The 16271-nt window shown below is 51.7% G+C and carries 12 protein-coding genes; 9 read left to right on the plus strand and 3 right to left on the minus strand.

Going from position 1 to position 16271, the window contains the following annotated elements; genetic code table 11:
* Window positions 1-7 precede the first annotated feature (7 nt).
* Window positions 8-682: a DUF1190 family protein gene (locus tag PMI17_RS13295; RefSeq protein WP_009127679.1), complete on the minus strand. Its 675-nt coding sequence runs from the start codon at window positions 680-682 to the stop codon at window positions 8-10.
* A 140-nt stretch (window positions 683-822) separates the two neighbouring features.
* Window positions 823-2295 (minus strand): outer membrane channel protein TolC, encoded by a 1473-nt coding sequence (gene tolC, locus PMI17_RS13300; protein WP_009127681.1) that lies wholly within the window; start codon window positions 2293-2295, stop codon window positions 823-825.
* Between the two features lie 213 nt (window positions 2296-2508).
* Here tolC and nudF point away from each other — a divergent pair, with 213 nt between their 5' ends.
* Genes nudF through parE form a run of 5 tightly spaced genes read left to right on the plus strand, consistent with a single transcriptional unit; the run spans window position 2509 to window position 6963 of the window.
* Window positions 2509-3144 (plus strand): ADP-ribose diphosphatase, encoded by a 636-nt coding sequence (nudF, locus tag PMI17_RS13310; RefSeq protein WP_009127684.1) that lies wholly within the window; start codon window positions 2509-2511, stop codon window positions 3142-3144.
* On the plus strand, window positions 3141-3566 hold the full coding sequence (locus PMI17_RS13315) for a DUF1249 family protein (protein WP_008103400.1): 426 nt from the start codon (window positions 3141-3143) through the stop codon (window positions 3564-3566). Before nudF ends, PMI17_RS13315 begins: the two co-directional genes overlap by 4 nt.
* Window positions 3567-3608: 42 nt before the next feature.
* Window positions 3609-4436, plus strand: coding sequence for a 3',5'-cyclic-AMP phosphodiesterase (gene cpdA / locus PMI17_RS13320; RefSeq protein WP_009127687.1), 828 nt, complete (start codon window positions 3609-3611; stop codon window positions 4434-4436).
* Window positions 4437-4439: 3 nt separating this feature from the next.
* A complete protein-coding gene (gene yqiA, locus PMI17_RS13325; protein WP_009127689.1) occupies window positions 4440-5021 on the plus strand; it encodes an esterase YqiA in 582 nt (193 codons plus the stop codon).
* A 46-nt stretch (window positions 5022-5067) separates the two neighbouring features.
* Window positions 5068-6963, plus strand: a complete 1896-nt coding sequence (parE, locus tag PMI17_RS13330) for a DNA topoisomerase IV subunit B (protein WP_009127691.1) — start codon at window positions 5068-5070, stop codon at window positions 6961-6963.
* Between the two features lie 28 nt (window positions 6964-6991).
* Here parE and PMI17_RS13335 read toward each other — a convergent pair whose 3' ends face one another.
* A complete protein-coding gene (locus PMI17_RS13335) occupies window positions 6992-8464 on the minus strand; it encodes a tetratricopeptide repeat protein (protein ID WP_009127693.1) in 1473 nt (490 codons plus the stop codon).
* A gap of 94 nt (window positions 8465-8558) precedes the next feature.
* Here PMI17_RS13335 and PMI17_RS13340 point away from each other — a divergent pair, with 94 nt between their 5' ends.
* From PMI17_RS13340 to PMI17_RS13355, 4 genes are all read left to right on the plus strand, one after another.
* Window positions 8559-9458 (plus strand): LysR substrate-binding domain-containing protein, encoded by a 900-nt coding sequence (locus tag PMI17_RS13340; protein ID WP_009127695.1) that lies wholly within the window; start codon window positions 8559-8561, stop codon window positions 9456-9458.
* A 266-nt stretch (window positions 9459-9724) separates the two neighbouring features.
* Window positions 9725-11884 (plus strand): Ig-like domain-containing protein, encoded by a 2160-nt coding sequence (locus PMI17_RS13345; protein WP_009127699.1) that lies wholly within the window; start codon window positions 9725-9727, stop codon window positions 11882-11884.
* A 54-nt stretch (window positions 11885-11938) separates the two neighbouring features.
* A complete protein-coding gene (locus PMI17_RS13350; protein WP_009127701.1) occupies window positions 11939-12817 on the plus strand; it encodes an OmpA family protein in 879 nt (292 codons plus the stop codon).
* A 210-nt stretch (window positions 12818-13027) separates the two neighbouring features.
* A complete protein-coding gene (locus PMI17_RS13355) occupies window positions 13028-16234 on the plus strand; it encodes an Ig-like domain-containing protein (RefSeq protein ID WP_009127703.1) in 3207 nt (1068 codons plus the stop codon).
* Window positions 16235-16271: the final 37 nt, after the last annotated feature.

Here is a 16271-nt window from a genome sequence, read left to right on the forward strand (position 1 = left end):
CTACGACTTAGCCTCCCAGCGAGCGGCTGCCCGTGCCGGAGGCACTGCTGCGCTGCATGGTGTTTTGTTTTGCCACGCTGTCACCAAAGCCACCGCGAGTAATGGTGGAAGTGGTCGCCGGTTTAGGCGCCATTGCCGTTTTCGGCACGTTCATGGTGCGGCCCGAGGTAGCATTGCCGTAATTTTTTCCCGCCGCATCAACAAATTTACCGTTTGCCGGGCTGTTTGGATTTTTCGGTGAGAAGAGCGGCTGCTGAGCAAAGCCTGCACCGCCACTCATCATTCGGCCCATCATGTAACCGGCCATCAGCGGCATCCAGAAGCTACCGCTCTGCTGCGCTTCTGCATTGTTAGCGGTGGTACCCACGCCTGCTTGCGCAGGTGTTTGCTGACACTGATTTTCGCCAAACTCAGCAACACAATCTTCGCGTGTCTTATATTTTGGCGCCGTGCGTTCGGCTTCTTTCAGAGCGTTGTTATACGCAGTGGTACATTGCGCGCTCTGGCTTGGGTTGGCTTTTGCACAATCATCGGCGTTTTGATACAGCGATACCGTTTCATCACTCTGCTCGCAGCCTGCCAGCATAAACACTGCGCTAACGGCAAATGCGACCGGCGTTAAGTGGCGTGCCTGCCAGCTTTTACGAAAAGCAGCATGGCGAATATTTTTCGTCCGTTTCATTATTTTCATCCTGTGCCCAAAGGTGGGTTTAGGATAGGGGATGAGCGGTGGAAAATGAAGCGCGAAGCCAGATGGGGAAAGGATCTTTACGAAGCTATACGAATGAATGCGAAAGGGGCCGCATGCGGCCCCTTAGGGAATTAATTACCGAATGGATTTCCGCTGCTGCGCGCGGCAGCTGGACGGGCTTGTGCGGCGGCTGAAGGCGATGACGCCTTAGGACCGTTATCCACACGCGCGGCTTGCTGATTATTCTCCGGCGCTACCACTTCTGGCGTCGTGGTTATCTCTTTGCCCAGCGTGCTGTTCAGCTGCTGCAGGTCCTGCTCGTTCAGCGTACCCAGCGCATATTTAATATTCAGCTGGTTAATCAGATAGCTGTAACGTGCATCTGAAAGCTGCTGCTTGGCATTAAACAGCGTAGTGGTCGCATCCAGCACATCAACGATGGTACGGGTACCAACCTGATAGCCAGCTTCCATCGCATCTAATGAGCTTTGCGCAGACACGACAGCCTGCTTATAAGCATCAATGCTGCTGATCGACGCATTCACGTTGTTGAATGACGAACGTACAGTCTGCACAGCGCTACGGTGTGCGCCTTCCAGTTGTTCGCTGGCAGCGACATAGTTGTACTGCGCCTGTTTCACCTGAGAGGTGACCGAGCCACCGCTGTACAGTGGCATGGTGAAGCTCAGACCAACCTGGTTTGAACCGGTGATTGAATCAGTGCTGCCTGCGCTCTGGTTAGCGCGGCTACCGCCGTATTTACTGTTGGACATACCGGTTGAAGCGGTCAAATCCAGCGTCGGCATATGGCCGGTTTCTGCGGAGCGAATCTGCTCACGTGCCAGGTCCTGGCTCAGACGCGCTGACAGCAAAGTCAGGTTGCGGCTTTCTGACTCTTTCAACAGGTTGGCAACGGCGTCCGGACGTGCGGTTTTGAAACGATCGATATTCAGTGAAGCCAGCGACAGATAATCCATGCCGGTAATCTGGCGCAGAGATTCCACGGCGTTATCAAGATTGTTACGCGCGGTGACTTCATTAGCCAGCACGGTGTCATATTGCGCACGGGCGTTTTGCACGTCAGTGATTGCCACCAAACCTACGTTGAAGCGCTGAGTGGTTTGATCCAATTCGCGGTAGATCGACTGTTTCTGTGCTTCGGTGTAAGAAAGCGTATCGATTGCCTTCAACACGTTGAAATAGGCAGTTGCGCTGTTCAGAATCAGGTCTTGCTGGGCAACCTGATAAGTGACGTCTTGAATACCGGCTTGTTTTTCCTGCAGCGACAGCGCACGCCATTTCGACATATCGAAAATAGTTTGAGTTAATTGCAGAGATGCGCTGGTCGTGTTGGAATGAAGTCCGCTGCTGTCACGGTAACCGTTGTTATAAGTGTAATCTGCGCCCAAGCCTAACTGCGGCAATAAAGGACTACGCGCTTCATTGATTTTCTCAAATGCAGCGTCGCGGTCAGCGGCGGAAGCACGCAGATCGGGGTTGCTAAGGCGCGCCTGCTGGTAGACCTGCAACAGGTTTTCTGCCTGGCTGGCAAGGCTGAATCCGCCCAGGCTCAGTCCAATAAAAAGTGGGAGCAGTTTTTTCATTTGCATTCCTTTTGTTGCAGCAAAATGCACGGGTAGTGCTGCAGGTAAGCCAAAAAAATAATCGCCGATTCTACAGAGGCGGCGTCAGAGATAAGTTGGCTGAACGTGCCTTCTTCCCCTAATTTACGTAAATAATTCAAAAAGAACCACTCGGACGGAGCGGTATACTTGGCTTTTCTTTGCTCCATCCCAATCTGCATAAGGAATCAGACGATGATGAGTGAAAAAAAATCCCCTGTGACTTTCACAAAAAACGATGTAGAAATTATTGCACGCGAAACGCGTTACGATGGTTTTTTTTCCATTGTCAGCTACCGTTTCCGCCACCGTCGTTTTAATGGCGAAATGAGCGGTGAAGTGGTGCGCGAAGTTTTTGAGCGCGGACACGCCGCCGTGCTGCTACCCTATGATCCCTTACGTGACGAAGTGGTGCTGATCGAACAGATCCGCATCCCGGCTTTTGATTCCAGCCCAACGCCCTGGCTGCTGGAAATGGTGGCTGGGATTATCGAGCCCGGCGAAACGCCGGAAGATGTCGCTCGGCGTGAGGCAGTAGAAGAAGCTGGCCTCAAGGTTGGCCGTGTAAAACCGATAGTGAATTACTTAGCCAGCCCAGGCGGAACGTCTGAACGTTTGTCGGTGCTGGTGGGCGAAGTGGATGCCAGCCTGGCAGAGGGAAATCACGGGCTGGAGGAAGAGAATGAGGATATTCTTGTCCATGTAGTAAGCCGCGAACAGGCTTACCGCTGGGTGGAAGAGGGGATTATTGATAACGCAGCATCTGTCATCGCCCTGCAATGGCTGGCGTTGCACCATGAAAAACTACGACAAGAGTGGAAGCTAAAATGAAACAGCGCTATACCCCTGACTTTCCCGAAATGATGCGTCTGTGCGAAACCAATTTCGCCCAGCTGCGTCGCCTGCTGCCGCGCAATGACGAGGCAGGTGCATCGGTGATCTATCAGGTGAATGGCGCCAGCTATCAGCTCACCATCGAAGAATCAACGCGTTACACCACGCTGGTTGAAGTGCGTCAGGTGGCACCCGCGGTGAGCTACTGGAGCCTGCCTTCTATGTCGGTGCGGCTCTACCATGATGCGATGGTCGCTGAAGTGTGTTCCACTAAACAGATCTACCGATTTAAAGCGCGCTATGATTATCCTAATAAAAAATTGCATCAGCGCGATGAAAAACATCAGATTAACCAATTCCTTGCGGATTGGTTGCGTTACTGCTTAGCGCACGGCGCTGTGGCTGTACCGGTCTGCTGATAGCGTGAAACGCAACAATGGCGTGGAGATTAAGGAAACGCTTTGGATAGCCTGCTAACTCTTCCTGCGGTAGATGGGTCTGGTATCAGGATTTTACAAATCACGGATACCCATCTTTTTGCAGGAAAACATCAATCGCTGCTTGGGGTGAACACCTGGTCGAGTTTTGCTGCAGTGCTGGATGCCATTGAGGCACAACAGCAGCATTACGATCTGATTATCGCCACTGGCGATCTCGCTCAGGATCATACCGTTGAAGCCTACCAGCACTTTGTAGCGGGCATTTCGCGTCTGCCAAAGCCTTGCGTCTGGCTACCGGGTAATCATGATTTTCAACCGGCGATGGTTGATACGCTGGCCGATGCGGGCATTAAGTCGGACAAGCACGTTCTTTTAGGCGATCACTGGCAGTTAGTATTGCTGGATAGCCAGGTGTTCGGCGTGCCGCACGGCATGTTAAGTGAATATCAGCTGGAATGGCTGGATACCGCGCTGCGCAAATATCCGGAGCGCCATACTTTGGTGCTGCTGCATCATCATCCGCTGGCGTCGGGTTGTACCTGGCTGGATCAGCACAGCTTGCGCAATCCCCATCAGCTGGAAGCGGTATTGCAACACTTCCCGCGCGCACGAAATCTGGTGTGTGGCCATATCCATCAGGAACTCGATCTCGACTGGCATGGGCGCCGCGTCATGGCTTCACCTTCCACCTGCGTGCAGTTCAAACCCCATTGCACTAACTTCACTATTGATACGCTCGCCCCCGGCTGGCGCTGGTTTACCCTGCAGCCTGACGGCACGCTGGAAACCGAAGTGAACCGCCTGCAAAGCGACATGTTCCGTCCCGATCTTGATTCCGAGGGCTACTAAGCCATGGCGGCACTGATTTATCTGCACGGCTTCAACAGTTCTCCGCAATCGGCGAAAGCCACGCAGCTGCAGCAATGGCTTAGCGAACAGCATCCGCATATTCATGTCATGGTGCCACAATTACCGACCTTCCCGGCTGAAGCCGCCAGTATGCTGGAAGAGTTGGTAATGCAATATGCGGGTGAACCCCTTGGTCTGGTGGGATCGTCGCTCGGTGGCTATTTTGCCACCTGGCTGTCGCAATGTTTTATGCTGCCGGCGGTGGTGGTGAATCCCGCCGTGCGGCCGTTTGAGCTGCTGGTGGATTACCTGGGAGAAAATCGTAATCCCTACACCGGCCAGCAATATGTGTTAGAGTCTCGCCACATTTACGATCTGAAAGTGATGCAGATTGACCCTCTCGAAGCGCCCGATTTACTTTGGCTGCTGCAACAAACCGGCGATGAAATACTCGACTATCGCCAGGCGCTGGAGTATTACAGCGCATGCCGCCAGACGGTTGAAGAGGGCGGCAATCATGCCTATATCGGATTCGAACGCCATTTCGCACAAATAGTTGATTTCCTGGGGTTAAATCCTCAGTAACGCTGTGAGATGGGGCCATTTTCCTATTGCCAATCAGACATATACGATGAGCCAATCAAGCTATAATGCCGATGCCATTGAGGTCCTGACCGGCCTTGAACCGGTGCGTCGTCGTCCGGGGATGTACACCGATACCACGCGCCCAAACCATTTGGGCCAGGAAGTGATCGATAACAGCGTCGATGAGGCGCTGGCCGGTCACGCCAAACGCGTGGAAGTGATTCTTCACGCCGATCAGTCGCTGGAAGTTATTGATGACGGTCGTGGCATGCCGGTGGATATCCATCCCGAAGAGGGCGTGCCTGCGGTTGAGCTGATTCTTTGTCGCCTGCATGCGGGTGGTAAATTCTCCAACAAAAACTATCAGTTCTCGGGCGGCTTGCACGGCGTGGGGATCTCGGTGGTGAATGCCTTATCAAAGCGCGTAGAAGTGACCGTACGCCGTAACGGCGAAATTTATCAGATCGCCTTTGAAAACGGCGATAAAGTGCAGGATCTTACCGTTACCGGCACCGTCGGAAAGCGTAACACCGGCACCAGCGTGCACTTCTGGCCGGATGAAAGCTTCTTTGATAGTCCGCGTTTTTCGGTTTCTCGTTTATCACACCTGTTAAAAGCGAAAGCAGTACTCTGCCCGGGTGTAGAAATTGTCTTTAAAGACAAGGTCAACGACACCGAACAGACGTGGATGTATCAGGATGGCCTGACAGATTATCTCTGCGAAGCCATCGACGGCTTGCCGACGCTGCCAGAAAAACCCTTCGTTGGCAGCTTTGCCGGTGACGTTGAAGCGGTGGACTGGGCGCTGCTGTGGCTGCCGGAAGGCGGTGAACTGCTGACGGAAAGCTACGTCAACCTGATCCCGACCATGCAAGGCGGCACGCACGTCAACGGCCTGCGTCAGGGATTGCTGGATGCAATGCGCGAGTTCTGTGAATTCCGCAACATTCTGCCGCGTGGCGTGAAGCTCTCGGCGGAAGATATCTGGGATCGCTGTGCGTACGTGCTGTCGGTGAAGATGCAGGATCCACAATTTGCCGGTCAGACCAAAGAGCGCTTGTCATCACGTCAGTGTGCGGCGTTCGTCTCAGCCGTAGTAAAAGATGCCTTCAGCCTGTGGCTGAACCAGAATGTGCAGGCTGCTGAAATGCTGGCCGAGCTGGCGATCTCTAGCGCCCAGCGTCGTATGCGTGCCGCCAAGAAAGTGGTGCGTAAAAAGCTCACCAGCGGGCCGGCATTGCCTGGCAAGCTGGCTGACTGTACCGCGCAGGATCTGAACAAAACTGAACTGTTCCTCGTCGAAGGGGATTCTGCAGGCGGATCGGCCAAGCAGGCGCGCGATCGCGAATATCAGGCGATCATGCCGCTCAAGGGTAAGATCCTCAATACCTGGGAGGTCTCTTCAGACGAAGTGCTGGCCTCGCAGGAAGTGCATGATATTTCAGTGGCGATCGGTATCGATCCTGATAGCGAAGATTTGAGTCAGCTGCGTTATGGCAAGATCTGTATTCTGGCGGATGCGGATTCCGATGGTCTGCACATTGCCACCTTGCTCTGCGCGCTGTTTGTGAAGCATTTCCGCTCGCTGGTGCAGCACGGCCATGTCTACGTAGCGATGCCGCCACTCTACCGCATCGATCTCGGCAAAGAAGTCTATTACGCGCTGGATGAAGATGAGAAAGAGGGCGTTCTGGATCAGCTCAAGCGCAAGAAAGGTAAGCCTAATGTGCAGCGCTTTAAAGGTTTGGGTGAGATGAACCCGCTGCAGCTACGCGAAACCACGCTCGATCCCAATACGCGTCGTCTGGTCCAGCTCACGGTCAGTGACGAGGATGTCGATCAAACGCTGCGTGTGATGGATATGCTGCTGGCGAAGAAACGTTCGGAAGATCGCCGCAACTGGCTGCAAGAGAAAGGCGACTTAGCCGACCTCGAAGTGTAAAAATCAGGGACGCCAAGGCGTCCCTTTTTCATGGCTGCAACGCGTGTTTTACGCGTGCGATCACGTCGCTCCACTCTTCATCCTGCCCACGCGCAAACAGTCGCATCTGCGGGTACCACGGTGAATCCTCGCGACCCGCCAACCAGCGCCAGTCACGTGCCCATGCCGGTAGCAATACCCAGCAAGGTTTGCCCAGCGCACCCGCCAGATGAATCACCGAGGTATCCACCCCAATGACCAGATCCAGCTGTGAAATGACCGCAGCGGTATCCTGATAATTGGAGAAGCGGGCGCCATAAGGTTGCACCTGCGGGAAATCAATAACCTCCTCCTCGCCCGCGCCTTTTTGCAGGCTAATCCAATGCGTATTCGGCAGATCAAACAACGGCGCAAGTTGTGACAGGTGTGCAAGCGAGCGCTGGCTATCATTTTTATGTCCGCTCGATCCTTTCCACACGACACCGATTTTTTTGCCAGTTCCTGCAATCGGCCACTGTTCCTGCTGCTCAGTTGAGCTGAACAAATAGGGATGTTCGGCGCCAAAAGGCTGTGGCGAGTCGAGGAAATGCTGCGGCAGATCTAACAGCGAGCACCAATAATCGACTTTGGGCAGTGAATGCTGTTTATCTTCCCGAACCAGATAACCATCAACATGTGCTAGCGTCGCCATCAAAGGTTTGAGGGCGTTACTGCCCAGCATAAGCACCTTGTCAGCCTGCTTTTCCGTTTTCACCCGTGAGAGAAAACGACAGAACTGAATCTCATCTCCCAGTCCTTGCTCGGTGCGCACCAGCAGCGTTTTACCGCGCAGATCTTCGCCCTGCCAGTAAGGAAACGGCAGCGTAGGTAAGGAAAAGAAACGATCGGGATTATCTAAAGCGTAACGAGCCTGATAATTGCGCCAGCCGGCGGAAAAATTGCCCTGTTGCAGCTGCACCATGCCAAGCGCATTACGGCAGCGGCGATCGCTGCGTCGTTCACGCAGCACCTGCTGCATCAGACTTTCGGCTTCCGGCAGCTGGCCCATATGCGCGAGCAAAGTGCTCATGCCGTAGCGGGCTTCGGTATAATCCGGCTTGATATGTAGCGCCAGGCGATATTGTGCGAGTGCGGCGTGATAACGATGCTGTTTATGCAGCAGAATGGCGTAGTTATTGTGACAGGCAGCGTAATGGGTATGTGCCTTAAGCGCAGCCTGGTAACAGGATTCTCCTTCAGAGAAACGCCCAGCGTCATAGTGGGTTAAACCTAAGCCATTCAGTAATCCGGCATCCTGCGGCGTCACTTTTAACGCGCGCTGATAGTAGCGCTGCGCCAGCTCCAGTTCACCGTTGCGTCGCGCCAGACGTGCGGCCTCATGCAGAAACCAGCTATCGTAAGGTACCAGCGTCAGGTGCGCACGGATCTTGCGCCAGGCTTCATCCTGTCGTCCTTGCTGCAGCAGCTGAGTTACTGCCTGCTGCTGACGTAGCTCGTTACTCATCCGAGGTTTATGGCGCATTATGTTATCCTGCCGCTGGTGAAAGTGGCGTAATCTACGGCAAAAGTTGCTGCTCAGGCGCTAAGACAGGTCTTGTTCTCAGGGAGATGGAAGAGTGAAAATCACGCTGGAAGAGTTACGCGCATGGGTGGCGGTGGTAGATACCGGTTCGATCACGGCGGCAGCGGAACAGTTAGAGCAAACCAGCTCCGGTATCAGCCGTGCGTTGAGTCGTCTGGAAGGCAAGCTGCAAACCACGCTCATGCATCGCACCACCAGACGTCTGGCGCTCACCGAAGAAGGGCTGATTTTTCTCGACCATGCGCGGCAGATTCTGGCTTCCGTTGAGCAGGCAGAAGAGCACATCGCCCAGCGTCGGGATATTCCTTCAGGACGGCTGCGCGTCAACGCTAATACGCCTTTCACGCTGCACGTGATTGTTCCGCTGGTAGCGGAGTTCCGCCAGCGCTATCCGCAGATTCAGCTGGAACTGAACACGGATGACATTGTGATCGATCTACTGGAACAGCAAACCGACATCGCCATCCGCATCGGCGAACTGCGAGATTCAACCCTACGTGCGCGTGTGCTCGGCAGCAGCGCCATCCGCCTATTAGCCAGTCCCGGCTATCTGGAAAAGTTTGGTGTCCCTGAAGATGTTGCGGCGCTGGCAAATCATCAACTGCTGGGTTTCAGTCAACTTGATGCCCATAACGTCTGGCCGGTGTGGCAGCGTGAAGGTGAGTTTTTGCGCATCAAACCCACGCTGTCAGCTTCCAGTGGCGAGACGCTGCGCCAGCTGGCGTTAGCCGGACAAGGCATTGTGCGCTTATCTGATTTTGTCAGCCGCGAAGATCGTGTCAGTGGCCGCCTGGTGCAGGTTCTACCCGATGACACTCGCGAACTGCGCTTACCCATCCACGCTGTGTATTACCGCAACCAATCCCTCACCTCCCGCATTACCTGTTTTCTGGATTTTTTACGTGAAAAAATTCAGGAAAACCATCTGCTTTAGTCCTCTTCCTGACTCATCCCTCACCATATTTATTCTCCGGTATTTTCATTAAATAACCATTAATTCAATTAGTTAATGAGTTAATCCGTTTTTGGGCAACGTTTGGAATTATTTATTTCTTAACGGGACGTTTCTTATGTCTCGGAAATCTCTCTTTCCGGATTATGACGCTCACTTTGAGCCCACATCCGTGGGTTAAGCCAGGGAGATTGCTGCGCTTGTCCGCAATCGAGCAATCAAAATTTAATGTACGGAAGGGATTAACCATGAACGTTTCGCCCGTGAGTGTTGCTGTTATTGATAAAAAAACAATAACTAAGGCCGAAGTATTACGTACCGGCAAAGATGGCAAGGCGGCAAAAGTCCAGGCCATTACTAATGGCAAATATTTGCTGACTCAAAATAATGACGGTGTTGCGCCAGAAAACATTACCGTCAAGCGCGTAGGAAAGAATCTGTTAGTGATGCTGGAAGGCTCTGACGCTAACGATCCCGATCTGATTATCGAAGACTTTTTTGCCAAATCTGGCGCACTGGTCGGTAAAGCCGAAGATGGCGAAATGCATGAGTACGTCGCTACCGATGGCGATTCCGATCATGATGCTGCCGCGTTGGCTGATGGCGAAACCAGCTCGCTGGCCTTAGGCGAAGGAGCTTATGTTGATACCGCAGGCGGCTTTGATCTGGCCTCCGGCTTTGAATGGTCACCTGCGCTGATTGCGCTGGGTGGCTTAGCAGCCATTGCGGCGGCGGCTGGCCTTGGCTATGTGGCGGCGAAAGAGCAGTATCAGGACAGCAATAACGGCGGTAACAGCGGTAATGGCGGCGGTGATAACGGACAAGGCGGCGGCGGTAGCGGCGGCAGAGACGTACATGTTCCGGTCGTGAAAGGGCTATTCGATGACGTAGGCAGCATCACAGGTCCAATCGCCAAAGGTGGCAGAACGGATGATGTGACTCCAACGCTTAACGGTACGGGTTCTAAAGGTAATGTCATCGAGATTTGGGATGGCGAGAAGAAAATTGGCGAAACGACCGTCGGTGCAGACGGCACCTGGTCATTTACGCCAGGCACGGCGCTGGGCGCCGGCGAGCACAGCATCACTACGCGTGAACGTAATGAAAAGGGCGTGGTAAGTGAGAAAAGCGAAGCGTGGAAATTTATCGTTGATCTGACCGCACCCAATCACGGCACCATCGATAAGATGCTCGATGATAGCGCTAATCCAGCGAAAGAGATTAGCAATGGTGGCGTGACCAATGACAAAACGCCCGTTTTGTCTGGCAAGGCTGAAAAGGGCTCTACCGTCGAAATCTGGAAAGATGGCAAGTTAGTAGGTACGGCGAAAACCGACAGTGAAGGTAACTGGAAATTTATCAGCCCGGAGTTATCCGAAGGCAAGCATGATTTCAGCGCTGTGGTGGTTGATGAAGTAGGTAATAAAGGCCGACCATCGGACCCGTATATTGTTGAGATTGATACCACAGCGCCAGAAAATAAAGGCATCGGTAAAATCAGCGATGACGATGGTAAGCCCATCGAAAATGGCAACGAAACGGAAGACAGAACGCCTACCTTTGGCGGTGAAGGTGAGAAGGGTGAAATCATCACCATCATCGATAACGGCAAGCCAATTGGTAGCACCATTGTTGGCGATGACGGCTCATGGACTTTCACACCCGAAAAACCTATTGATAACGGCGAGCATGAATTCCAGATTATCGTAAAGGATCCCGCCGGTAACGAATCTGAGCTGTCGGATAAAGTCATTATCGATATTAAAGATCCGGAAGGCCCTGTAAATCCGGGTGAAGTGATCCCCGATCCGAACGTGCCCGTAACCGGTAGCATTGAGGCCCTGTTCAAAGATAATAATCCAGGAGGCACGAAATTCTTGGTAGGTAATCATATCTCTAATGACACCACGCCAATTATCGAAGGTAAGGGAGTTGCAGGGGATACCGTTTATCTGTGGGTTACCGGTTCTAAAGGCCACACCTACTACTCCACGACTATAGGTGCTGATGGTAAATGGAGTTTTACCTTCCCGGAACTGGCTGAAGATAAGTACAAGCTTGAGGCCGCTTTCAAGGATGCTGATGGTGTCGTAACCGCAAAAACACCTGTTTTTGATTTTGAAATCGATATTACGCCGCCGCCGCGACCAATCCCTAAAATTGATGGGGTCGATTTTGATGAATTAGGCTTATCCGATTTGCTGTCAGATCAAGGTCATTCTCTGTTTAGCGATCAGCAGGAAGAGAGTGTTCTACTTCATGATTTGAAAGCAATGTTGCTAAATGATATTTCGTTCAGCGCTGATGCCAGCGGAAATAGTGACTCGGGTGTATTGGCTGCGAATAGTTCAGCGAATAATAGTGCTCATCAAATGAATGAGCTCCTTGATCAGATATCACACGACTAATTATTGAGATAAAGAGAAACAGGTATCTTTTGATACCTGTTTTCCGGAGTTATTATGAAAAATAAATCTATGATGATATTGGCTGCATTTGCTTCATTGTCCGTAATGACAGTATGCAATGTGCAAGCACAAAATAATTTTGGTCAGACCTGGCGTTCAATGCCTGCCGCAGCGGCTGATCAAGTACGGATTGTTTATTATCGTCCAGCAGATGCTATGGGTAATTCACCGGCAAATATTTATGTGGATGGTGAATTCCAGACTTCATTGCTTGCCGGTGGATACAGTACTTTCTGTTTAAGCCCAGGCGTGCATTCACTGGGAAGCTTTACCAATGATGCGCCATCGTATCAGGGCAAGCAGCAGCAACCGTGGCGCGATAATCTGGCAGCCGGAAAAACCTACTATATTCGCGCTAGCCTGGATGGATCGGGTCGTCCATTAGTGACCAGTACCACAGACGCGCAGCAGCAATTGGTTGGTACCCGCCAGCAAACGCATTTGTTGTCACGTGCTTCATCGGTTGTTGCTTGTCAGCAAGGCACAACACAGTCTTATGATAACTATACATTTTCATCAGACCTGCTGTTTAAATTTGCTAGCGCCAACAGTGATGATATTTCCGATGAAGGCCGCAGGGCTATTCAACAATTTACTGCCATGCTGAAGCAGCAATCCAACATGCAGGCGCATATCGTTGTATCTGGTTTCACCGATCCTATTGGTGATGAAGAGAGCAACATGAAATTGGGCCAGCGTCGTGCTGATGCGATTAAGAAATTACTGGTCAATAATGGCCTGTCCAGTGCCAATATTTCTTCTCAAAGTATGGGAGAAAGCCAGGTATCTAAACAGTGTCAGGGCACACGTAAAGAGCTGGTAGCCTGCTATGCAAGTGAGCGTCGCGTTATTATCAGTGTGGAAAATAAATAACACTCCTGTAATTTTCTTATTATTAACCAAAGGCCTTCCGATATTATTTGGAGGCCATTTATTTTAAATCTAACCTTCTGGTTGTGAAATTATTAGCGTTCGGGATTTGAGACATGTCCTGTGTAACGAATTACGCTAACCAGGAGAAAATTATTTCGTTCCGGAGGGATATCCGGAGTCCGATAACCACACATTGAAAGGAATATAATCATGGCGAAAAATATTATTAACGAAGATCCAGAACTGGAATATCCAGCGATTATTATTAATACTAAAAACACCGCTTACAAATGGGAAGATCAGTTAACAGGCGAGCCCTATGGCACGGCTGAAATCGTCATTGATGGTTACTCCAAGACCATTGAGCTGGGCGCCGATGGTAAATGGAGCTATGATCCAACGTCAGTATGGGAAAGTGGTAAATGGGCGGAAGGTGAACACGTTATTCAGGTGCGAACCTTTGATGCCGGCGGTAACGATGGCGACCCTTTGCTGTACATTTTAAACATTGACAACACCCCACCTGCAGCGCCTGAGATTTGGCGTGTTGTGGACAATACCGGTAGCGATATGGGTAACCTGACGCCGGGCCAAACCAGTGATGAACGTAAACCTGTCATCTCGGGTGTGGCTGAGCCGGAATCCATGGTTTATCTCTATGATAAAGACGGCACCACGCCGATTGGCGAAGCGCGTGCAGACAAAATGGGTGCATGGACCATCACTCCTGAACTGGGCGATGGCGACCATATCCTGACCGTCACTTCGCAGGATGCGGCTACCAATACCAGCGTCAAGTCAACCCCATTCAATATGACGATCAGCGGTGGCGCTGTGGTCTTTGCCGAAAAGGGAGTGGCTGAAGCCTCTGAAGTCGCAAACGAGACTGCTGGAGTGGGCACTTTTGAGGAGAGCAAAGATTCCCTTACCACACCACGCACCTATCTCAGCAGTGGCAAATTGGAACTTGGAGATAACACCGGCGAAGGATTCGTTAAGGTGCAGGTCGCTATTGGTGATTATGCTCACACTTTCTATGCTGACGCCAACGGCGACTGGAGTTTCAACGGATTCCCGGAGCTGCCGGATGGCACTTATGTCTATCAGGTGCGCTACTGCGATCTGGGCGATAACTGGGGTGAGCCGCTGCAACAGATCTTTGTGATCGATAGCTCTTTACCGGAAAAACCGCAAATCATGCGCGTGATTGATGACAACGGGGCAACGGATTGGCTGACATCAGGTCACTACACCAATGACACAACCCCAACCATCAGCGGCGTGGCTGCGCCAGGCTCGACAGTCTTTATCTACGATATCAACTCAAGTGCTCCCATCGGTTCTATGACCGTAGGCGCAGATGGCCGCTGGACCTTCACCACGCCAGAACTGGTTGGTGACACGCATGCATTTACTGCGGAGTATAAAGATCGCCACGGGCGCACAAGTCCTAAATCCGATAACTTCGTTATCAAGTTAGATACCTCTACACCGGTTGTGCCGAAAGTGGAAAAGGTTTGGGATGATGAGGGAACTGTAGGACTGGTGGAATCCGGTAAGGCCACTGATGATAAAACGCCGATTATGTCGGGCGCAGGCACGGCGGGATCCACAGTGCGTATCTGGGAAGGCGATAAACTCATTGCCAGCACCATCGTTGACCAGCAAGGCCGGTGGGAAATCGTCCTGCCAGACCAGGACGACGGTACCCACAACCTGCGTATTGATGCGGTGTCGAAAGGCGGTACCGAGTCAGCTGGCTCCGATAATTTCCAGCTGGTAGTTGATTCAAAAATGCTGCCACCGACACAAATTGACGAAGTTATTGCCAATAACGGTCCAGAGGATGTCGTCATTAACGACGGTGACACCACTGGCGATGCAACACCGGTTCTGCGTGGTAAAGGTAATGATGGTGAAATCATCATTATCTCTGACAACGGCAAACCTATTGGCTCAACGGTCGTTGAAAACGGCAAGTGGGAGTTTGAAATCCCTGAGGCTGATAAGCTTGACGACTCTGAGCACAAGTTAGTGGTTCGCGTTGAAGACCCAAATACGGGCAAGAGCTCCGGCGACTCTGATCCGGTGACTATCGTGGTTGATACCACACCACCAGAGAAACCTTCTGAACCGACCATCATCGATCACGAAGGTGACAACTCAGGTCAGATTGTTGCTCCGGGTGAACCGATTGATGATAGCCGTCCCGAGTTTGGTGGTGAGGATGCTGACAAAGACGATATCGTAAAAATCATCATTCGCGATGAAAACGGTAACGATACGGTAATTGGTACGACCATCGTCGGTGAAGGTGGCGAATGGACCATTCGTCCAGAAGAGCCAATCCCTGATGGTGATTACGAAGTTATCGTAGTTATCACCGATCCAGTGGGTAATGAATCTGATAAATCGGATCCGATTCAGTTGATTATCGATACCAAAGAGCCAGGCGCATTAACCGATCTGGTCCTGACCGATAACGTCGGCTTGATTACCGGTCGGATTGAAAATGGCACTGAGACCGACGATGACAAGCCTGTTCTGACGGGTAAAGGTCAGGATGGCACCAAGGTCATCATTTACGATGGTGAAGATGAAATCGGCAGTGTCATCGTTGAGAATGGTGAGTGGTCATTTGAGCTGCCACAGCTTGCAGAAACTGAGCATAGCATCAAAGTGCAGCCAGTGAGTGGCTCAGGTAAACGTGGCGAAATCGTTGATGTAGCTGATTTCATTGTCGATACCTCAATACCGACCTCAGGCACCTTTGACAGCGTTCATGCTGACAATAAATTAGATCCAGATACTAAGCTGCCTGTAGAAAGGGATGCGACGGCTGGACCTGGTGAAGTCAATGACCAGACCTTGATCATGCGCGGTACCGGTACCGATGGCGACCTGGTAATCGTTTATGGTGATCAGGAACGTACCAACATCATCGGCAGTACCACGGTAGAGAACGGGGTGTGGAGGCTGGATACGGAGGAACTGCCTGAGGCTTGGTACCACTTTACCGCAAGCTTCTTTGATAAAGCGGGTAACGAGTTGGCGATTGACGCAGACTTTAAGGTTAAAGTCGATATCACTCCGCCAAAAAGGCCAAGCCCTGTTCCAGCTAGCATCAATGAACTGGAAGAAGAAGATCTGATGCACATGTCACTGAACGACATTATTGCTAACAGCAATGATTCACTGTTCATCGACAACGGCAAAACGCAGCTGGTGGTATCTGAGAAAGCCGGTAAGGAAGTGACGCTGGAAGACATCCTGCCGAAAGGTGAAGATGTGAATAACTGGAGCCAGGCGAACGGCACCGTAACCGTGGCAGGCGTTGAGTATGACGTTTACCAGAATAACGGTGGTGATGCGGAAGTGCTGGTACAGCACAACCTGATCCAGGAGCAGCAGCACTAATCTCTGATTAACTGCTAAACAAAAACCCCAATCGAAA

Source organism: Pantoea sp. GM01, from assembly GCF_000282675.1.
GTDB classification, from domain to species: Bacteria; Pseudomonadota; Gammaproteobacteria; order Enterobacterales; family Enterobacteriaceae; genus Pantoea; species Pantoea nemavictus.